Raw genomic sequence first — 17,955 nt, forward strand, 5'->3', positions numbered from 1 at the left:
CAAAAGGGGAATGCCCATGTCAATGGATATTATCGATTTCGAGATCTTTGGCGACGACATGCAGTTTGTCGAGATCGAGCTCGATCCCGGCGAGGCCGCCATCGGCGAGGCCGGCGCGATGATGCTGATGGAGGACGGCGTGCAGATGGACACGGTGTTCGGGGACGGCTCCCAGCAATCCCAAAGCGGTGGGCTGATGGACAAGCTGATGGGGGCAGGAAAGCGCCTGATCACCGGCGAGTCGCTGTTCACGACGATCTACCACAACGAGTCTGGCATGAAGCGCAAGGTGGGTTTCGCCGCGCCTTACCCGGGCAAGATCATCCCCATCGATCTGGGGCAAATGGGGGGCACCTTCATCTGCCAGAAGGATGCCTTCCTGTGCGCCGCTCGCGGCGTCTCCTTGGGGATCGCCTTCCAGCGCAAGATCGGCACCGCCCTATTCGGTGGCGAGGGGTTCATCATGCAGCGCCTAGACGGTGACGGCATGGCATTCGTGCACGCGGGCGGCACCCTGGCCAAGCGCGAACTCGGCCCCGGAGAACTGCTTCGCTGCGATACGGGCTGCGTGGTGGCCTATCAGCCGAGCGTCTCCTTCGACATCGAGTACGTAGGCAAGCTGAAGTCAGCGGTGTTCGGCGGCGAGGGGCTGTTTTTCGCGACCCTGCGTGGTCCCGGCACCGTATGGCTGCAGTCCTTGCCGATCTCGCGCCTCGCCGGGCGCATGTTGGCCTACGCACCACAGACCGGGGGGGCTACCAAGGGTGAGGGGTCGATCCTCGGCGGCATCGGAGGTCTGCTCGACGGCGATAACTTCTGATGTCGAGCGCCTCGCCCGCCGTCGACTGCCTACTGTTTGGCCCTGATCTGCCGCCGGTAGGCGAGGCCGCGACGGTAGCGGTGGCGGGCGATGGCATCCTCCTGCGGCGTGCCGATGGGGGCGCCTCGACGCGTATCGACGCGAGCCTTCTGACCTTGCGTCGCGTGGGCTTCGATGAGCGCGGGCTGGAACTCGCCTGGCGCGATCTGGAGCATCCGGATCACCCGGCCTACGCTTGCCATGTACTCGATCGAGATTGCGCAAGTCACGTATTGAATGCGCTGCCGGAGGCGCTTCGAGCCGACCAACGTGAGCTCCAACGCTTCGACGAGCGCCAAGCTGTGAAGCGGCGTGCCGGGCTCGCGGGCGTGGCGCTGATGATCGCCCTGCCTCTGCTCCTGCTTCTGGCGTTTGTGTTGCACATCGATGCCCTGGTCACCGTGATCGTAGACCGAATCCCTATTTCTCAGGAGCTTGCGCTTACCCGTGGATTCATAGAGAAGTTCGACGCCGACCCCAAGTTGCGACGCACAGGAAATCGCCATCGCGTGATCTCCGTCGTGCTCGAGCGCTTGCTCGAACACGACGCGGCTTATGACTACACGCTTTACATTGCAAACGATCCCCAGATCAACGCGTACGCCTTGCCAGGGGGGGTGATCGTGGTGAACGATGGCCTCCTGGACGCTGCGGCAAACGTTGGGGAAGTGGCCGGAGTGTTGGCCCACGAGATCCAGCACGTGGAGCTTCGCCACGGCTTGCGCAGTGTCGTGAAGCAGTCGGGGCTGGCGCTGGTAATCGCACTGATGGCGGGCGACGCCAGCGGCACGCTGGCCGGCGAGGTGGGCCAGCGGTTGATCGGTCTGAGGTTTTCGCGGGATGCGGAGCGCCAGGCGGACCAGACCGGCTTCGATCGCCTCGTGAGTGTCGAGGCGGATCCGGCCGGGATGGCCAGCTTCTTTGACACGCTGGCGCGAGAGGAGGGCACCGGCCAGGCGGAGTTCCTGTCCACCCACCCGGCCAGTGAGCAACGCGCAGCAGCGCTTCGGGCCCGGCTCGACGAGGTGGATCGCTCGGCGTTCCGGCCCTTCGATATCGCCGGCGATTGGCCCCCGGAGCGCGCGCCGTGACCGCACAAGGGGATTGGCACGAGTGGAAAACGCAACGCCCGAGCAACCGGACTTCCTCGCCCGCGCCAGGGAGCTGTTGGCAGAAGGATTCGCCCACTTACCCAGCGCTGCGTCGACCGGGCTAGCGTCGCGCGAACAGGAGGCCTTGCTCGAAGCAGCGCGTCGCCTGCACGACAACTATCCCTATCATCATCCCCTTTACGTGGGGCAGATGCTCAAGCCGCCGCACCCGCTGGCGCGGGATGCCTACACCCTCGCCATGTGCTTGAACCCGAACAATCACGCGCTAGACGGCGGTCGTGCTAGCTCGCGCATGGAGCGTGAGGCAGTCGCGAACCTAGCAAATATGTTCGGCTGGTCGGAGCATCTTGGCCACCTGTGTGGCGGCGGCACCATGGCGAACTTCGAAGCCCTGTGGGTGGCGCGTCAGGAGGCGCGAAGCCAGGGCGGATCCGCCGGCGGCGTAGCCGCCTCAACGCAGGCGCACTATACTCACGAGCGATTGAGCACGGTGCTCGATCGACCCTTCGTGAAGGTCGACGTCGATGCTGCCGGGCGTATGTCCGTCGCGGCGCTCGAGCGCGCCCTCGAGGCGGCCTCACCGGCCATCGACACGGTGGTCGTCACGCTCGGCACCACGGCGGCGGGCGCCATCGATCCGTTGCCGGCCGTGCTGGCCTTACGCCAGCGCTACGGGTTCCGTGTCCACGTCGACGCCGCCTACGGTGGCTACTTCACCCTCGCAGACGGCATTAGCGCCTACGCTCGCGCGGCCTACGATGCAGTGCGCATGGCCGACTCGGTGGTGATCGATCCGCACAAGCATGGCCTGCAGCCGTACGGCTGCGGCTGTGTGCTGTTTCGCGACCCGACTGTGGGCCGCCACTATCACCACGACTCGCCCTATACCTACTTCAGCTCTGACGAGTTGCACCTCGGCGAGATCTCCCTGGAGTGCTCGCGCGCCGGCGCCGCGGCGGTCGCCCTGTGGACCACCATGCGGGCCTTGCCGTTGGTGCCGGAAGGCGATTTTGCACGCGGCTTAGAAGCTTGCTTATCGGCCTCGCGACGCCTGTACAAGCACTGTGAGGGGCACCCTCGGCTCGCCCCGATCTTCACCCCCGAGCTGGACCTTCTGGTGGTGGCAGTGAAGGCCGCCTGCGCGGCCGAGAGCTCGGCGATGGCGCAAGAGATCTTTGAGGAGGCCGCGCTGCGCGACCTGCACCTCGCCGTGGTACACGTGCCGAAGTCCTTGGCGGGCCCTGCCAATGCGGTTGAGCATTGGGAGGATGAGCAGTCGCTGTTGTGCCTGCGCATCTGCACCATGAAGCCTGAACACCTGCCCTGGCTGCATGAGATTCGCCAGCGCCTAGATGCGGCTATCGCCACCGTGAGCGAGCGCGGAGCGCCAGCCCCGGCACAAGCGCAAGCCCGCTAAGCCCCGAAGCGAGCCTTACCGTAGGTCACGCAACGCGTCCGGGCGGTAGCGTTCGAGTAGCGCGAACAAGATGGCATTGGTCTGAACGTCGAGTTCGCCGTCGTGCCGTTGCGGGCGGAAGTGGAGCTGGAAAGCACGCACCGCCTCGCGCGTGACCTCATCTCGCTCGCCGGTCGCCTCCAGATCGAAGCCCCAGGCAGCGAGCGCCTCCTGTGACAGCCCTAGGGTGGGTGGATCCGCCCTAAAGCGACGACGGTAGCGGTCGTAGACCTCGCGCTCATACCAGGCGCCGATGCCCGCCTCGTACAGGGCATGCCAGGGGAACTGTGGCCCCGGGTCCACCTTCCTCTCGGGGGCGATGTCCGAGTGGGCGAGCACGCGCCAGGGCGTGATGTCCGGGTGGCGTGCGAGCACCTCGAGGCAGAGCGAGATGACCGCGTCGATCTGCGCCGGCGGGTACGGCTCGAAGGTGCAGCCCTCGAGGGTCTGCTGCAGGGTGCAGGCCGACTCGTTGACAATTTCGATGCCGATCGAACTCGCATTGAGGGCGCTTTCCCCCAACCAGAAGCTGCGCCCCGCGTGCCAGGCACGCCCCGACTCGGGTACGAGGCGGTAGATCACCGGGCGTGAGCCGTCGCGGCCCGGGCGATCCACCAGATAATGTGCGCTCACAGGGTTGACCGTGCGCTCGGTGAGCAATCGCAAGGACTCGGAGAAGTTCTCGCTAGTGTAGTGCAGGATTAGGTGGCGTACGCGTCCGTCCTGATTCATCGAGGGACGATCGCGGGTTGTGTACTGCGCGCAGCCGCTCGCGAGCACGGCTGCAAGGACCTGCAGGCAAGCGACGCTTCTCCAGGTCGGTTGGTGCCTCCTTGGGCTTAGCGCGCGATCGTTGGTAGCCTCTGTCATAACCCGGAGGGTAGCGTGATCTCGCTGCCCACGTGCACCTGTCGAGGTTTCCCATGCCGTGCGTCTTCACGCCATCCAGCGCTCGCCGATGGGCGGGCGCCGAAGTGCTTTTCCTCACGCTGTTGCTAAGCGGCTGTTCGCTGCCAGAGGGCGGCTTCGGCGGCGGTGGCGGAGGCGGAGGCCAAGCGCCGCCGCCACCGGCCGTTACCGTGGCTGCGCCCCTGGTCGAGCAAATCGTCGACTGGGATGAGTACACGGGGCGCCTGGCGGCGATCGATCGCGTCGAGGTGCGCGCGCGGGTCAGCGGCTATCTGGATTCCTCCGCCTTCGACGAGGGGCAGTTCGTCGCTGAGGGCGATGCGCTGTTCGTGGTGGATCCACGGCCCTACCGGGCGGTGTTAGACGCGGCCGAAGCGGAGCGCAAGCGCGCCGAGTCGGCCTTGGATCTGGCCCGCATCGAACTCGACCGCGCGGAGCGGCTGCTGCGGAGCAATGCGGGCTCCGCCGAACTGCGCGACACGCGTTCCGCGGAGTTCCAGCAGGCATCGGCGGCGCTCGAGGCCGCCGTGGCATCGGTGGCGTCGGCCCGCCTCGATGTGCAGTTCACCACGGTGCGAGCGCCGATCGCCGGCCGCGTGGGCCGCAAGTTGGTGACCGAGGGCAACCTGGTGACGGGCGGGGCCGCGGGCGCCACCTTGCTCACCACGATCGTCTCCTTGGATCCCGTGCACTTCTACTTCACGGCCGATGAGAGCGCCTACCTCAAGTACGTGCGCCTGGACCGCGAGGGGCAGCGCCCGAGCTCGCGTACCACCCCCAACCCGGTGCAGCTAAAGCTCGCCGACGAGGGCGCCTTCGTGCACGAGGGACGCATGGACTTCGTCGACAACGAGGTGGATCAGGCGACGGGCACGATCCAAGGTCGCGCGATCTTCGATAACGCCGACCAGCTGCTCACCCCTGGCTTGTTCGCCCGCATCCGCCTCCTGGGCCGCGGCCCCTACGAGGCCTTGCTGGTGCCTGAGATCGCCATCGGCGCGGACCAGTCTCGACGCTTCGTCTTCGTGATCGGCGAGGGCGAGGTGCCCGAACGGCGCTACATTCAGCTAGGGAGAACATTGGGTGATATGCGGATCGTCGCCGAAGGGCTCACGGCCGAGGATCGCGTGATCGTCAACGGCATGCAGCGTGTGCGCGGCGGCAACGCGGTCACCATCGACACCACGACCCTCACGCCGCTAGACCCCGCCGTGGCCGGGCGGGTGGGGAGCACCGCGCGGTGAGGGTCGGCCATTTCTTCATCGACCGACCGCGTTTCGCCTCGGTACTGTCGATCCTCCTACTGATCCTGGGGACCATCGCCTACCGGTCTTTGCCGGTGGCGCAGTACCCGGAGATTGCGCCGCCAACCATCGTGGTCACCGCCTCCTACCCGGGGGCGACGCCGGAGGTGATCGCCGACACTGTGGCCACGCCCCTGGAGCAGGAGATCAACGGCGTTGAGGACATGCTGTACATGACCTCCTCGTCCACCACCGATGGGCAGATGAGCCTCACGATCGTGTTCGAGCTCGGCACCGATCTCGACACGGCCCAGGTGCTGGTGCAGAACCGCGTATCCATTGCCGAGGCGCGCCTGCCCGAAGAGGTGCGCCGCCTGGGCGTGGTTACGCAGAAGAGCTCGCCGGATCTGATGATGGTGGTGCACCTGCTCTCGCCCGACGAGAGCTACGACCAGCTCTACATCTCCAACTACGCCTTCCTGCAGATCCGCGACGTGCTCAACCGGATCGACGGGGTGGGCCGTCTCACGGTGTTCGGTGCTCGCGAGTACAGCATGCGCGTGTGGTTGGATCCCGAGCGCCTCGCGGCCCTGGAGATGACTGCTGGCGATGTGCTCGGCGCTCTGCGCGGACAAAACGTACAGGTGGCCGGCGGTGCCCTGCGCGCTCCGCCCATGCCCCTGCAGACGGCCCAGCAGTTCACCGTGAACACCCAGGGCCGCTTCGCGGATGCAGATGAGTTTCGCGCCGTCATCGTGAAGACCGGTGAGGACGGTCGGATCACGCGCCTTGGCGATGTAGCGCGCGTGGAGCTTGGTGCTCGCGACTACGTCACCAACAGCTACCTCGATAACAAGCCCGCCGTGGCGCTAGCGATCTTCCAGCGGCCAGGTTCCAACGCCATCGAGACGGCGGACGATATCATCGAGACTATGGAGGAGCTGTCGCAGCAGTTCCCCGAGGGTTTGGAGTACACCATCGTCTACAACCCCACGGAGTTCGTGGAGGAGTCCGTCGAGGCGGTCTACCACACGATCTTCGAGGCCGTTGCCTTGGTCATCCTCGTGATCGTCCTATTCCTGCAGACCTGGCGCGCGGCGATTATCCCCATCGTGGCGATTCCCGTCTCCCTCATCGGCACCTTCGCGGTGATGGCGACCTTCGGCTTTTCGCTAAACAACTTGTCCTTGTTTGGGCTAGTACTGGCGATAGGTATCGTCGTGGACGATGCGATCGTGGTGGTGGAGAACATCGAGCGCAATCTCGAGGCAGGCATGGCGCCGCGGGAGGCGGCGCGGGTGACGATGGACGAGGTGGGCGCGGCGTTGATCTCGATCGCGCTCGTGCTGACGGCCGTGTTCGTGCCGACAGCGTTTCTCGGTGGCATCACGGGGCAGTTCTTCCGCCAGTTCGCCCTGACGATCGCCGTCGCCACGATCATCTCCGCCTTTAACTCGCTCACCCTGAGCCCGGCGCTCGGCGCGATCCTGCTGCGCAGTCGCGAGGGCGGCGAGGGCAAGCGCGGCCTTTGGGATATCGTGTTGGGCCCCGTGTTCAAGCTGTTCAACGTGGCCTTCGGCGCCTTGGAGCGCGCCTACGCAGGGCTGATCGGTGTGGTAACGCGGCAGTCGGTCCTGATGGTGCTGGTGTTCCTGGGGCTGCTCGCCGGCACCTTCTACATGCTGCAGCGCACGCCCGAGGGTTTCATTCCCGAGCAAGACCAGGGCTATCTGATCGTTGCCGTCGAGTTGCCGAAGGGGGCATCCCTGCAGCGAACGGACGCGGTGGTGGCCGAGGCGGTCGAGCGCATCCTGGAGGTCCCAGGGGCGGCGCACGCGGTGAGCTTTGTCGGATTCTCCGGCGCGACCTTCAGCAATGCCTCCAATGCGGCCGCGATCTTCGTGCCCATGGAGCCCTTCGCCGAGCGAGCACCAGGGGTGACCGCGCAGAGCCTGCTCGGACAGCTGTACGGCGCCTTGGCCACGATCCAGGACGCACAGCTGTTCGTGATCATGCCGCCGCCCGTGCGCGGCATCGGCAACGGCGGCGGCTTCAAGATGCTGGTGCAAGATCGGACGGGTCGGGGCCTGAAGACGCTCGAGGGGGCCACCTGGCAGCTGGTGGGCGAAGCCAATCAGGCACCCGAGGCGAACCAGGTGTTCAGCACCTACTCGCTGTCTACGCCCCAGTACTATCTCGATGTCGATCGCGTGCGCGCTGAGCAGCTGCGTGTGCCAATCGCCAATATCTTCGAGGCGCTGGAGATCTACCTCGGCTCGAGCTACGTCAACGACTTCAACCTCTTCGGTCGCGCTTACCGCGTCACAGCCCAGGCCGACGCGCCCTACCGCTTCGATCCCGAGGACATCATGAAGCTGCGCGCCCGCAACGAGCTCGGCCTGATGGTGCCCTTGGGGTCGGTGATGCAGGTTGAGCTCACCAGCGGTGCCGACCGTCTGGTCCGCCACAACCTGTACCCGGCGGCGGAGATTCAGGGCAACAACACGCGTGGCTATAGCTCCGGTGAGGTGATCGCCAAGCTAGAGGCCCTCGCGGAGGGCGCCCTGCCGGGCGGGTTGAGCTACGACTGGACCGAGATAGCCTTTCAGCAGAAGCTCGCGGGCGATGCAGGTAACTGGGTTTTCCCGCTCAGTATCCTCCTTGTACTGCTCGTGCTGGCCGCCCAGTACGAGAGTTGGGCGCTACCCTTTGCGATCGTGCTGATTGTGCCCCTATCGATCCTCTTCGCGCTGGTCGGCGTGACCCTGCGGGGCATGGACAACAACATCCTGACCCAGATTGGCTTCGTCGTGCTGTTGGGGCTGGCGAGTAAGAACGCGATCCTAATCGTCGAGTTCGCGCGGCAGAAGGAGGCGGAGGGGCGTTCGGTGCTGCAGGCCGCGTGCGAGGCGGCGCGCCTGCGCTTGCGCCCAATCCTCATGACGTCGGCTGCCTTCATCCTGGGCGTCGTGCCGTTGGTCACGGCCACGGGGGCGGGTGCGGAGATGCGTCAGGTGTTGGGTACCGCCGTGTTCAGCGGGATGATCGGGGTGACGGTGATAGGTCTGGTGTTGACGCCCGTGCTGTACGTGGTGGTGCGCCGAGCCGTCGGCGGCGGGGGTGGCTGAGTTGCCAGCGGGGTGCGAAGCGAAAGGCGCAAAGCGATGCCGCGTCGCGATAATGACTGTTTGTTGATACGAAGTGGAGCTGGTAAGACTAACCTCATCGTTGGCTAGCTAGCGCTTTTAGATAGCGCGCTGAGGTTTTTATGCCACCCTTTTTGCAGTCGAGGCTTGCTTCCGTCCGATCCTGGTGCTTGTCGCTCGCGGTGTTCGCCCTGGCGTCCTGCGGTGGGGGCGGAGACGGAGGCGGTGGGGGTGGGGGCGGCGCCCCGGTAGTGAACCAACCGCCCACGATCTCAGGTGCTATTCCCGCCGCCGTGCAGGAGGACGAAGCCTTTCAATTCGTACCGAATGCCAGCGATCCCGACGGTGATGCGCTCACGTTCACGGGGACCAACCTCCCGGGCTGGATCGCCATCGATGGCAACACGGGCGTCTTGTCGGGGATGCCCACCAACGACGACGTGGGTGTCTTCAGCGAGCTCGGGATCACCGCAAGCGACGGTGAGGACACGGCTTCCATCGGACCTTTCGATCTCGAAGTCGTCAACGTCAACGACGCGCCGACGATTTCGGGGGCGCCGCCAACGGCGCTCAACGAGGGCGAGGTCTACGATTTCACGCCGACGGCGCAGGACGTGGATGTGGGCGATACGCTGACCTTCTCCGCCACCAACCTTCCTGCCTGGCTCACGCTCGATACTGCGACTGGGCGCCTGAGTGGTACGCCGGGGGCGGGCGATGTGGGCCCAACGGGTGCGATTGTCGTGAGCGTGAGCGATGGGCAGGAGCAGGCATCTCTGGCGGCGTTCACCATCGTGGTGGCGGACGTCGTTGCGCTCAAGCTGTTGGGACAGGTCGATGAGCCGCGCTTGTTCGGGGCGGTGGTCGATGCGGAGGTCGATGGCGTGCCGGTGGCTAGCGCTAGCATCGACGAAGTAGGGAAGTATGCGCTGGCCTTGCCGCTGGCCTACGGGGCGATCGATACGAATGCACTGGTGGTGCTTCGGGTGACCGGCCAAGGTAGCGATACATCGCTAGTGCTAGTCTCCCTAATGACTGGCGCCGGGTTGCTCGCCGAGGCGGCGGCGTCAGACGCGTTCGAGGGCAGCGCGTTGGCTCGGCGCCTGCGCCCTACTTACCTCAACACGGCCATGCAGCTGCTCATCGACGATCTTGTCGATGGTGTTCCTGGGAACGCCGAAGAGCTGAATTGGGCGCAGGAAGCGGTGAGCGAAGAGGCAGCCTGGGAGGTGGCGGCTGCGCTGAAGGCGCTGGTAGACAACTCGCCGCGGGGATTCCCCCACCAGCCCGCGCTGCTCTCCCATAGACCGATCGAAGATGCGAGCTCAGGTGTCGAGAGACTGGCGGAGTTACTCGTGAAGGGCGGCTTCGCGAAGGTGTCCCTCGAGCCCGGGAGGGGCTCGGCGGTGCCGTTTACGCGTGGATCGTCGATAGCGATCCACTACTTGCCGACCTTCGCACGCGCCACCGCCGACGCGCTCAGCCGCATTCAGGATGATCGAGAGCACTAGCGCACAGCAGTCGGGGCACTCAGTGACCTGCGTGGCCTTCACTGAGCAGGCTGATCGCGATCAGCCCCACGCTAAGAATCGCCCCCAAGGCAGGAACGAGCATGCGTCTGCGCGGCATGGCGCCTTCGCGCAGCATCCGTATCAGGGCCACGTTGACCACAGCGAAGACCAGCAGGACGATCAGGCTAGTGGCCTTGGCGAGCACGAGAAGCGGAAACCACGCCGCGAGCGTGACCACGAGGAAGACCGTCAGTCCCGTGGCTAGCAGGGGCGTCCTGCGAACGGGATGTACTCGGGCAAGCAGAGCGGGAGCGTGACCCCCGTCGGCCATGCCGTACACCACTCGCGACACCATCACGAGCTGCGCTAACGCACTGTTGCTTACGCTCAGCATCGATAGGGTTGCGATGATCGCCGGCCAAGGCGCGCCGGCGTGGGCAACCATGGCGGCAAGAGGGGCGGGATGTCCCGCCAGGTCCAACTCCTGACTCGCCAGCACGGCCATTAGGGCGACCAGCAGGTAAAGCGTGGTGGCGCCGATTAGGGCGAAGAGGATCGCCGGCACCATGATGCGCTCGGGATCACGGGTCTCCTCAGCCACATTGACCATGTCCTCAAACCCAATAAACGCGTAAAAGGCGACGAATGCTCCCGCGCTGATCGCGAGCCAAGCATCGCTCGAGGCGGGCGCTAGCAGTGGTGCGACCTCGGGCAGGTGAACGAGATAGTGACTGGAGACCACCAGCACGGTCAGCAGACCCAGTATGGAAAGGCCGGTGACGATCACCGCCAGCCAGATCGTGTGACCGATCCCCCAAGCCACGATGATGCCGAGCGCGATGATGAAGCACGGGGCCGCGAGCCCTTCCGAGCCGGGGAAGAAGAATGCGAAATACCCAGCGAATCCCTTTGCTAGGGTACCGCTCGACACCAGCCCGGTAAGAGCGACTGCCCAGCCGGTCATACGGGTGAGCAGGGGGCGGTGGAAGGCCTGCTCCACGTACACCGCCTCGCCGGCGCTCTTGGGAAAGCGCCGCGCGAGCTCGCCGTAGCTGAGCGCCGTGCAGGCGGCCACTGATGCGGCGAGCAGGAACGCCCACGGAGCGAATGACCCGCTCACCGCCAGGATCTCCCCGACGAGCACGTAGATCCCTGCGCCGACCATAGTGCCCAGGCCAAAGAGAGCGAGCATTGGCAGGGTCAATCGCCGGGTCAGCGTCGGGGTGCTATTCACGTGATCAGTATGAGCCCTTTCGGGGTGGCATCGTATCGTAGATAAGCTCCCGCTCACGGGGCGACGGTGACGCTCTCATGAGGGCGATCTCAAGGCGTCCGTCGCGATAGCGCATCGCGTTGTGCTGAGCGACGCGGCTGCCGTTCGAGACCGGTGTGAAGCAGGCCGGTGCCTCGCGCAGGGCCGACCGATTATCGCTGACCTGCGAAGAAGCGGCGCATGGGCATCTCCGATCACCACGTTGAGCAGTACGAGTGCGGTCCCTCGATTTGCGGTGCCGAGGCGGGGCCGGACGCCACGCTCTACCCCTACGGAGACGGACGCAAGCCGTCGCCGCGAGCGCGTCCGTCAGCGTCACCGCCCTCGCGCGCGGAGGTTGGTTCAATTGCAGGGTAGATCGTCAGGCACTATTCTGCGGGCCCCCCACGTGCGATCGACCCATAGGACACCCGACTGTGACTGACACCCCCACCACCACGCCTATCGAGACCGACTGCCTGATCGTTGGCGCTGGCCCCTGCGGGCTATTTCAGGTGTTCGAGCTCGGCCTTCTCGGCCTGAAGGCGCACCTGGTTGACGCCCTGCGGGCGCCGGGCGGTCAGTGTACGGAGCTCTACCCGGACAAGCCGATCTACGACATCCCGGCCCTGCCCATCGTCGGCGCCCAGGAGCTGATCGATCGACTTATGGAGCAGATTGCACCGTTCGATCCCACCTTTCATTTGGGCCAGGAAGTGCAGGTGGTGGAGCCGCTTGGCGAGAGCGAGGGCTTTCGCGTCGTGACCAGCGCTGGTACTACCTTCATGGCAAAGACCGTGATCATCGCGGCCGGTGTCGGTTCCTTCCAGCCGCGTAGGCTTCGCGTGGAGGGTACGGATCGCTACGAAGGTCAACAGATTCACTACAAGGTTTCCAACCCCGATCAGTACGCTGGCAAGCACCTAGTGGTCATGGGCGGTGGCGACTCGGCCCTCGACTGGACCCTGGAGCTGCGCGAGCGCGCCGCCAGCATGACTCTGATTCACCGCCGCGACGAGTACCGAGCCCAACCAGCCTCCGTGGCGAAGATGCTAGCGCACTGTGAGGCGGGCGAGATGCGCTCGCTGATCGGCTCCGCCACTGCCTTGCAAGAGAGCGACGGCGTCCTTACGGGCTTGCAAGTGCGAGATCTCGAGGGCGAAATGCACGAGGTGGCGGCGGATCAGGTGCTGGTGTTTTGGGGCCTACGCCCGGCGTTAGGTCCCATCGCTGATTGGGGCCTGAACCTGCATCGAAATACGATTCCCGTGGATACGGAGAAGTTCCAGACCAGCACCCCGGGCATCTTCGCGGTCGGTGATATCAATCAGTACCCGGGCAAGAAGAAGCTCATTCTCAGCGGCTTCCACGAGGCCGCCCTAGCGGCCTTCGCAATCAAGGCAATCGTGGCACCTGATGAGAAGGTTCGCCTGCAGTACACCACGACCAGCCCGCTGATGCAGGAGCGCCTGGGCGTGAAGGAAGCGCGCTGAGGCTACTCGATCAAGGACTTCAGGCGCGCCACCTCTTCCTCTAGGCGTGCCACCCGCTCTTCGAGCGCCGCTCGCGAGGCGCCGCCTGCGCTCGAGCTTGGCGTCGGCGCCTGCGCCGCGTAGGCCTCGAGGTCGACGGGACCGCACAGCAGGTGCATGTACTCGGCATCCTTGCGCCCGGCCCGCCGCGGCAGCTTCACCACCAGGGGATCAGGGGTGCGCTCGATCAAGCCGGTGAGGCTCTGCACCACGGCGGCGTTGTCGTCGAAGTTGTGCAGCCGGGCGCTTCGCGTACGCAGCTCTCCTGGGGTTTGCGGGCCACGTAGCAGTAGCAAGCCCATCACGGCGACTTCTCCCTCGTCCAGCTGCAGCGTGCTGTAGCGCGTATTGCAGAGGCGATGGGAGTACTTGTCCACACGGCTGTTGCTGCGCAGGTTTTCCTGGCGCGTGAGCAAGTGGCGGTCTTCGAGGGCCCTGGCCGCGTGTTACACCTCACCCTGGGTCAAAGACATGACCGGTTCGCGGGAGGACTTCTGGTTACACGCGTTTACCAGCGCGTTGAGTGTTAGCGGGTACTGATCGGGGGTGGTGATCGACTTCTCGATCAGGCAGCCGATCACCCGCGCTTCATGGTCGGTGAACTGGGGAATCACTGGAATCTTTAGCTACTGATGTACTGCTCGAGTTGAGCGATTTCTTCCTGTTGGTCGGCGATGATCGCTGCCACCAAATCGCCGATGGAGATGACGCCTAAAAGCGTATCGTCGACCACGGGGAGGTGTCGGATGCGATGCTCGGTCATGGTGTTCATGCACTTGCCTACGGAGTCGTCGCTGCGCGCCGTGATGACCTCGGCGGTCATGATGTCGCGTACAGGGGTCGCGTCGGAGGCGCGCCCAAGCAGGATGACCTTTCGCGCGTAATCGCGCTCGGACACGATGCCGGCGAGCTGGCCTGCGTCGAGCACCAGGAGAGCGCCGATGCTCTTCTCCGCCATCAGCTTGATGGCATCGAGCACGGTGTCGTCCGGTTTGACCGAGACGATGTCATCGCCCTTGTCTGCCAGCAGATGTTTCACCAATCGCATGAGTCGCTCCCGTCGCTAAGTTCGCAAAGGACCTGACGAGGATTGTAGACCCAAGGGAGCCCTCGGGGCGCTGACCGGTCAGCGGGTCGATCGACGTTGCGCGCCGCACGCAAGCGGGTGCGCTGCCGCTAGAGTGCGGCGGCGCGCTCGGGCGTCACGATGAATCTGCCGCAAATGAAGCACCGCAGCAGTGGGTAGAAGCCTCATGTCGGCCGCTCTGCGCGGCTTATGCAAGCCGCTCGAGCCCTTAATTGTCTGATTCTAAAACAGAAAGGTTCGCCGACGGGATTTCCTTTACGCGCAGGGGCGGCTCCCGTAGACTCAAATGAAAGCGAGCGTCCGCTCGTTTTTGGGTGCCTCGGACCAGCGATGGGACGAGGCCGGCTCTGCAGCGGGGACAAAAAAGCCCCGGAGGAGAACAACGCATGACGATCCTCATCGCCTTGCTGGTGCTGCTGGGGGCTGGCGTATTGCTTGCTGCGCTCGGCGCCACCACCGCCGTTGCGGCGGGCACCCTAGCCGCCCTCACCCTGGGCGCAGCCGTGCTCCCCGAGGGCATCACGCCCATCGTGGGGCTCTATGGCGCGCTCACCTTGGTGGTCGCCTTGCTCGCCGCCCGACCACTGCGCAAAGCGGTGCTCACCCAGCCGCTATTCCGCTGGTATCGCAAGGCGCTACCGGGGATCTCGGACACCGAGCGCGAAGCCATTGACGCGGGCACCGTGTGGTGGGATGGCGATCTGTTCTCGGGCCGACCAGACTGGGACAAGCTGCTCAACTACGGCAAGGCGGAGATCTCTGCGGAGGAGCAAGCCTTCCTCGACGGCCCGGTGAAGGAAGTGTGTGCGCTGTGCGAGCCCTGGAAGCTCAACCGCGATTGGAGCGAAGTGCCCGAGCCGGTCATGGCAGTGCTCCGCCGCGAACGCTTCTTCGGCATGATCATCCCGAAGCGCTACGGCGGCCTCGAACTCTCTGCTGTGGCGCAGACGGAAGTGGTGGCGCAACTGCAGGCCTGCGGCAACGCCGTGGCCAATCTGATCACCGTGCCCAACTCCCTGGGCCCAGGCGAGCTGCTGCTCAAGTACGGCACGGAAGAGCAAAAGAACTATTACCTGCCGCGCCTTGCGAGCGGCGAGGAGATTCCTTGCTTCGCCCTGACAGGCCCCACCGCAGGTTCCGATGCGACCTCCCTGCCCGATACGGGCGTGGTGTGCCGCGGCATCTGGGAAGGCGAGGAAGTGCTCGGCCTGCGTCTGAACTTCTCCAAGCGCTATATCACCCTCGCGCCGATCGCGACCTTGGTGGGCCTCGCCTTCCGCATGCAGGATCCCGATGGCCTGCTCGGCGACACCAAGGACTACGGCATCACCTGCGCCCTCCTGCCCCGTAACCTCGAGGGCATGGACATCGGCCGCCGCCACATGCCCTGCGGCGATAACTTCTTCAACGGCCCGATCTTCGGCAAGGATGTGTTCATCCCGCTGACGCAGATCATCGGCGGTGCGGAGATGGCCGGTAAGGGCTGGACCATGCTGGTCAACTGCCTGTCCGTGGGCCGCTGCATCACGCTGCCCTCGGGCGCGAGCGGTATCACCCAGCGCGCGCTCGCCGGCACCTCGGCCTACGCGGCCCTGCGAGAGCAGTTTGGCCTGCCGATCTCGAAGTTCGAGGGCGTGCAGGCGCCGCTGGCGCGTATCGCGGGTCTCTCGCGTATCGCGCGGGCAGCGCGGATGCAAACGGCGGTCTCCCTCGATAAGGGCGAGAAGCCGAGCGTGGCGTCTGCCATCTTGAAGTACCACTGCACGGAGCTCGCACGCATCGCGCTGACCGACGCCATGGACATCCACGGCGGCAAGGCGGTGATCCGTGGGCCGAAGAACTACCTAGCTGATTACTTCGGCGGTATCCCCATCGCTATTACGGTGGAGGGGGCCAACATCATGACCCGCAACCTCATGATCTTCGGTCAGGGTGCCACCCGTAGCCATCCCTACGTGCTGAAGGAGATGCAGCTCGCGGGTCAGAAAGATAGCGCCAAGACCCTCGACGCCTTCGACAAGGTGTTCTTCGACCACGTGGGCTTCACCCTGTCGAACGCAGCGCGTTCGCTGTTGATGGGGCTCACCGGTGGTCGCCTGCAGGGGGCGCCCAACGAAGGCCCCTTGGGCGAGTACTACGGCAAGCTCAATCGCCTAAGCGCTAACTTCGCGCTTACGGCGGACGTGGCGATGCTCACGCTGCAGGGTCGCCTGAAGTTCATGGAGATGCTCTCCGCTCGACTAGGCGACCTACTCAGCAACCTCTACCTTGCATCCATGGTGATCAAGGACTACGAGGATGCCGGTTGCCCCGAGGAGGAGCTGCCCTCCGTGCAGTGGTCGCTCGATTACCTGATCGATCGCTATCTGACGGCCTTCGACGAGGTGCTCGCCAACTTCCCCGTGCGCCCGATCGCCATGGGCCTGCGTCTGATCACCCACCCCTGGGGCGTAAACACGCGCGCACCGTCCGATCGCTTGTCGCGTCGCGTGGCCAAGCTGGTGGCGACGCCCACCGCTACGCGTGAGTCGCTGATCCAGGGGGCCGTGCTGGATGTCACCCCGGGCAACCCGCTCGGTTTCGTCAACGCCGTGTTCCTCGAGGCGCCGAAGTACTCCGAAACGAAGCGTCGGGTCATGCGCGCTGCTAAACACGGTGAGATTCCACGCGGCATGCCGCTCGATATGGTGACGTCGGCGGCCGAGGCGGGCATCCTGAGCGCCGAGGAGGCAACGGCCCTGCGCGGCCATCTGGAGCGAGTGATGGAAATCGTGCACGTGGATCACTTCGCGTCGCTTGAGGAGATCACGGCCTCCCGCGAGCTCACAGCTGGCACGGGCGGTCGCGACGACGCGCCGCTCGCTGAGGCCAGTTGAGCACGCCCGATCCCTCGACTGCCGGTGACGGCGGGCCCGCCTCGGGCTCGCCGCCATCGCCTCTGCTGGCGGCGGGCGCACCGCTGCCAGCAGGGGATTTCGCCTCCTTTAAGCGCGCCTTCCCCTATCGGGGGCGCGCCCTCTACGAGGTGATCTTTGCCCGCCACAGCGAGCAGCTGCGCACGAAGAAGGCGAAGTTCGCCGTTAGCAATCTCGAGAAGATATTCTCGGCCACCTTCAAGCTCTCGAATCAGATCGGCTTTCAGGCCATGTCCCTGCGACAGCTCTCCTCGGAGACGGGCATCAGCATGGGCGGCCTGTACTCGTGTCTGTCCAGTAAGGAGGATATCGTGCTCATGGCCAAGGCCTTGGTAGAGGCGCTTTGCCAGGAGCTTATCGACGCCGTGGCGGCGATCGAGGACCCGGTGGAGGCGATGGAGACGGCCTTGCGCCAGCAAGTCTACGCGACTCAACTTCTCCAGCCATGGTTTAGCTTCCTCTACTTTGAGACCCGCAGCCTGCCGCGCCCGCAGCAGGATGAGACGAAGAACATCGAACTGCGTATCTGCGATCACCTGCAGGACATCATCGTGCGCGGTCAGGCCCAAGGGCAGTTCCGGGCGGACCTGCCCGAGTTCGCCGCGAGTTCGCTGATGGCGTTAATCCAGGACGGTTATCTAAAGCCCTGGAAGTGGCGGGCGCGTGAAATCGATGCGGATCGCTACGCCGACGGGTTAGTAGATATTGCTCGGCGCCTGCTGCGCTAGCCCTGCATAGCAGTACCGCGGCTAGGGTCTTCGATCCTGCTGCGTGGTGGTACTCCGCGCCCGGCGCTGGGGCCGCCGCAGAGGCCCGGGACGCCTTCGAGCAGGGCCAATCGGGCCAACGATATCCAGCCATGGTTCAGAGCCCCCGGCCACGCTGGGGGAGATGATCCCGTTCTCCGCCTCCTCGGCCGAGGCGCGCAAAAT

At 65.1% G+C, this 17,955-nt stretch carries 12 protein-coding genes and 1 pseudogene; 9 read left to right on the forward strand and 4 right to left on the reverse strand.

The window, feature by feature from the left end:
- The first annotated feature begins 16 nt into the window (after window positions 1-16).
- The 3 genes from AAGA68_09165 to AAGA68_09175 are packed head-to-tail and all read left to right on the forward strand — an operon-like array spanning window position 17 to window position 3,388.
- On the forward strand, window positions 17-820 hold the full coding sequence (locus AAGA68_09165; protein MEM9385216.1) for a TIGR00266 family protein: 804 nt from the start codon (window positions 17-19) through the stop codon (window positions 818-820).
- Window positions 820-1,950, forward strand: coding sequence for a M48 family metallopeptidase (locus AAGA68_09170; GenBank protein ID MEM9385217.1), 1,131 nt, complete (start codon window positions 820-822; stop codon window positions 1,948-1,950). The genes AAGA68_09165 and AAGA68_09170 overlap by 1 nt, the downstream gene beginning before the upstream one ends.
- Window positions 1,951-1,972: 22 nt before the next feature.
- The gene (locus AAGA68_09175; GenBank protein ID MEM9385218.1) at window positions 1,973-3,388 is read left to right on the forward strand and encodes a pyridoxal-dependent decarboxylase; all 1,416 of its coding nucleotides are present in this window, start codon (window positions 1,973-1,975) and stop codon (window positions 3,386-3,388) included.
- Window positions 3,389-3,403: 15 nt separating this feature from the next.
- Here the strand turns inward: AAGA68_09175 and AAGA68_09180 are convergent, their stop codons facing one another.
- The gene (locus AAGA68_09180; protein ID MEM9385219.1) at window positions 3,404-4,159 is read right to left on the reverse strand and encodes an N-acetylmuramoyl-L-alanine amidase; all 756 of its coding nucleotides are present in this window, start codon (window positions 4,157-4,159) and stop codon (window positions 3,404-3,406) included.
- A 191-nt stretch (window positions 4,160-4,350) separates the two neighbouring features.
- Here AAGA68_09180 and AAGA68_09185 point away from each other — a divergent pair, with 191 nt between their 5' ends.
- From AAGA68_09185 to AAGA68_09195, 3 genes are all read left to right on the forward strand, one after another.
- Window positions 4,351-5,580 (forward strand): efflux RND transporter periplasmic adaptor subunit, encoded by a 1,230-nt coding sequence (locus tag AAGA68_09185; GenBank protein ID MEM9385220.1) that lies wholly within the window; start codon window positions 4,351-4,353, stop codon window positions 5,578-5,580.
- Window positions 5,577-8,708, forward strand: a complete 3,132-nt coding sequence (locus tag AAGA68_09190) for a multidrug efflux RND transporter permease subunit (GenBank protein MEM9385221.1) — start codon at window positions 5,577-5,579, stop codon at window positions 8,706-8,708. Before AAGA68_09185 ends, AAGA68_09190 begins: the two co-directional genes overlap by 4 nt.
- Window positions 8,709-8,977: 269 nt before the next feature.
- Complete coding sequence (locus tag AAGA68_09195) at window positions 8,978-10,237, forward strand: putative Ig domain-containing protein (protein MEM9385222.1); 1,260 nt, start codon at window positions 8,978-8,980, stop codon at window positions 10,235-10,237.
- Between the two features lie 19 nt (window positions 10,238-10,256).
- Here AAGA68_09195 and AAGA68_09200 read toward each other — a convergent pair whose 3' ends face one another.
- Window positions 10,257-11,471: an APC family permease gene (locus AAGA68_09200; GenBank protein ID MEM9385223.1), complete on the reverse strand. Its 1,215-nt coding sequence runs from the start codon at window positions 11,469-11,471 to the stop codon at window positions 10,257-10,259.
- A 455-nt stretch (window positions 11,472-11,926) separates the two neighbouring features.
- On the opposite strand from AAGA68_09200, the gene AAGA68_09205 reads away from it, so the two are divergent.
- A complete protein-coding gene (locus AAGA68_09205) occupies window positions 11,927-12,982 on the forward strand; it encodes an NAD(P)/FAD-dependent oxidoreductase (protein MEM9385224.1) in 1,056 nt (351 codons plus the stop codon).
- 2 nt (window positions 12,983-12,984) lie between these two features.
- Here AAGA68_09205 and AAGA68_09210 read toward each other — a convergent pair.
- Window positions 12,985-13,635 (reverse strand): annotated as a pseudogene (locus AAGA68_09210) (DUF480 domain-containing protein).
- 8 nt (window positions 13,636-13,643) lie between these two features.
- On the reverse strand, window positions 13,644-14,069 hold the full coding sequence (locus AAGA68_09215) for a CBS domain-containing protein (protein MEM9385225.1): 426 nt from the start codon (window positions 14,067-14,069) through the stop codon (window positions 13,644-13,646).
- 425 nt (window positions 14,070-14,494) lie between these two features.
- On the opposite strand from AAGA68_09215, the gene AAGA68_09220 reads away from it, so the two are divergent.
- Window positions 14,495-16,984 (forward strand): acyl-CoA dehydrogenase, encoded by a 2,490-nt coding sequence (locus AAGA68_09220; protein MEM9385226.1) that lies wholly within the window; start codon window positions 14,495-14,497, stop codon window positions 16,982-16,984.
- Window positions 16,981-17,751, forward strand: coding sequence for a TetR/AcrR family transcriptional regulator (locus AAGA68_09225; GenBank protein MEM9385227.1), 771 nt, complete (start codon window positions 16,981-16,983; stop codon window positions 17,749-17,751). Before AAGA68_09220 ends, AAGA68_09225 begins: the two co-directional genes overlap by 4 nt.
- The last annotated feature ends 204 nt before the right edge of the window (window positions 17,752-17,955 follow it).

The sequence above is a fragment of the Pseudomonadota bacterium genome (genome assembly GCA_039193195.1).
In the GTDB taxonomy this organism is placed as follows: Bacteria; Pseudomonadota; Gammaproteobacteria; order Steroidobacterales; family JBCBZW01; genus JBCBZW01.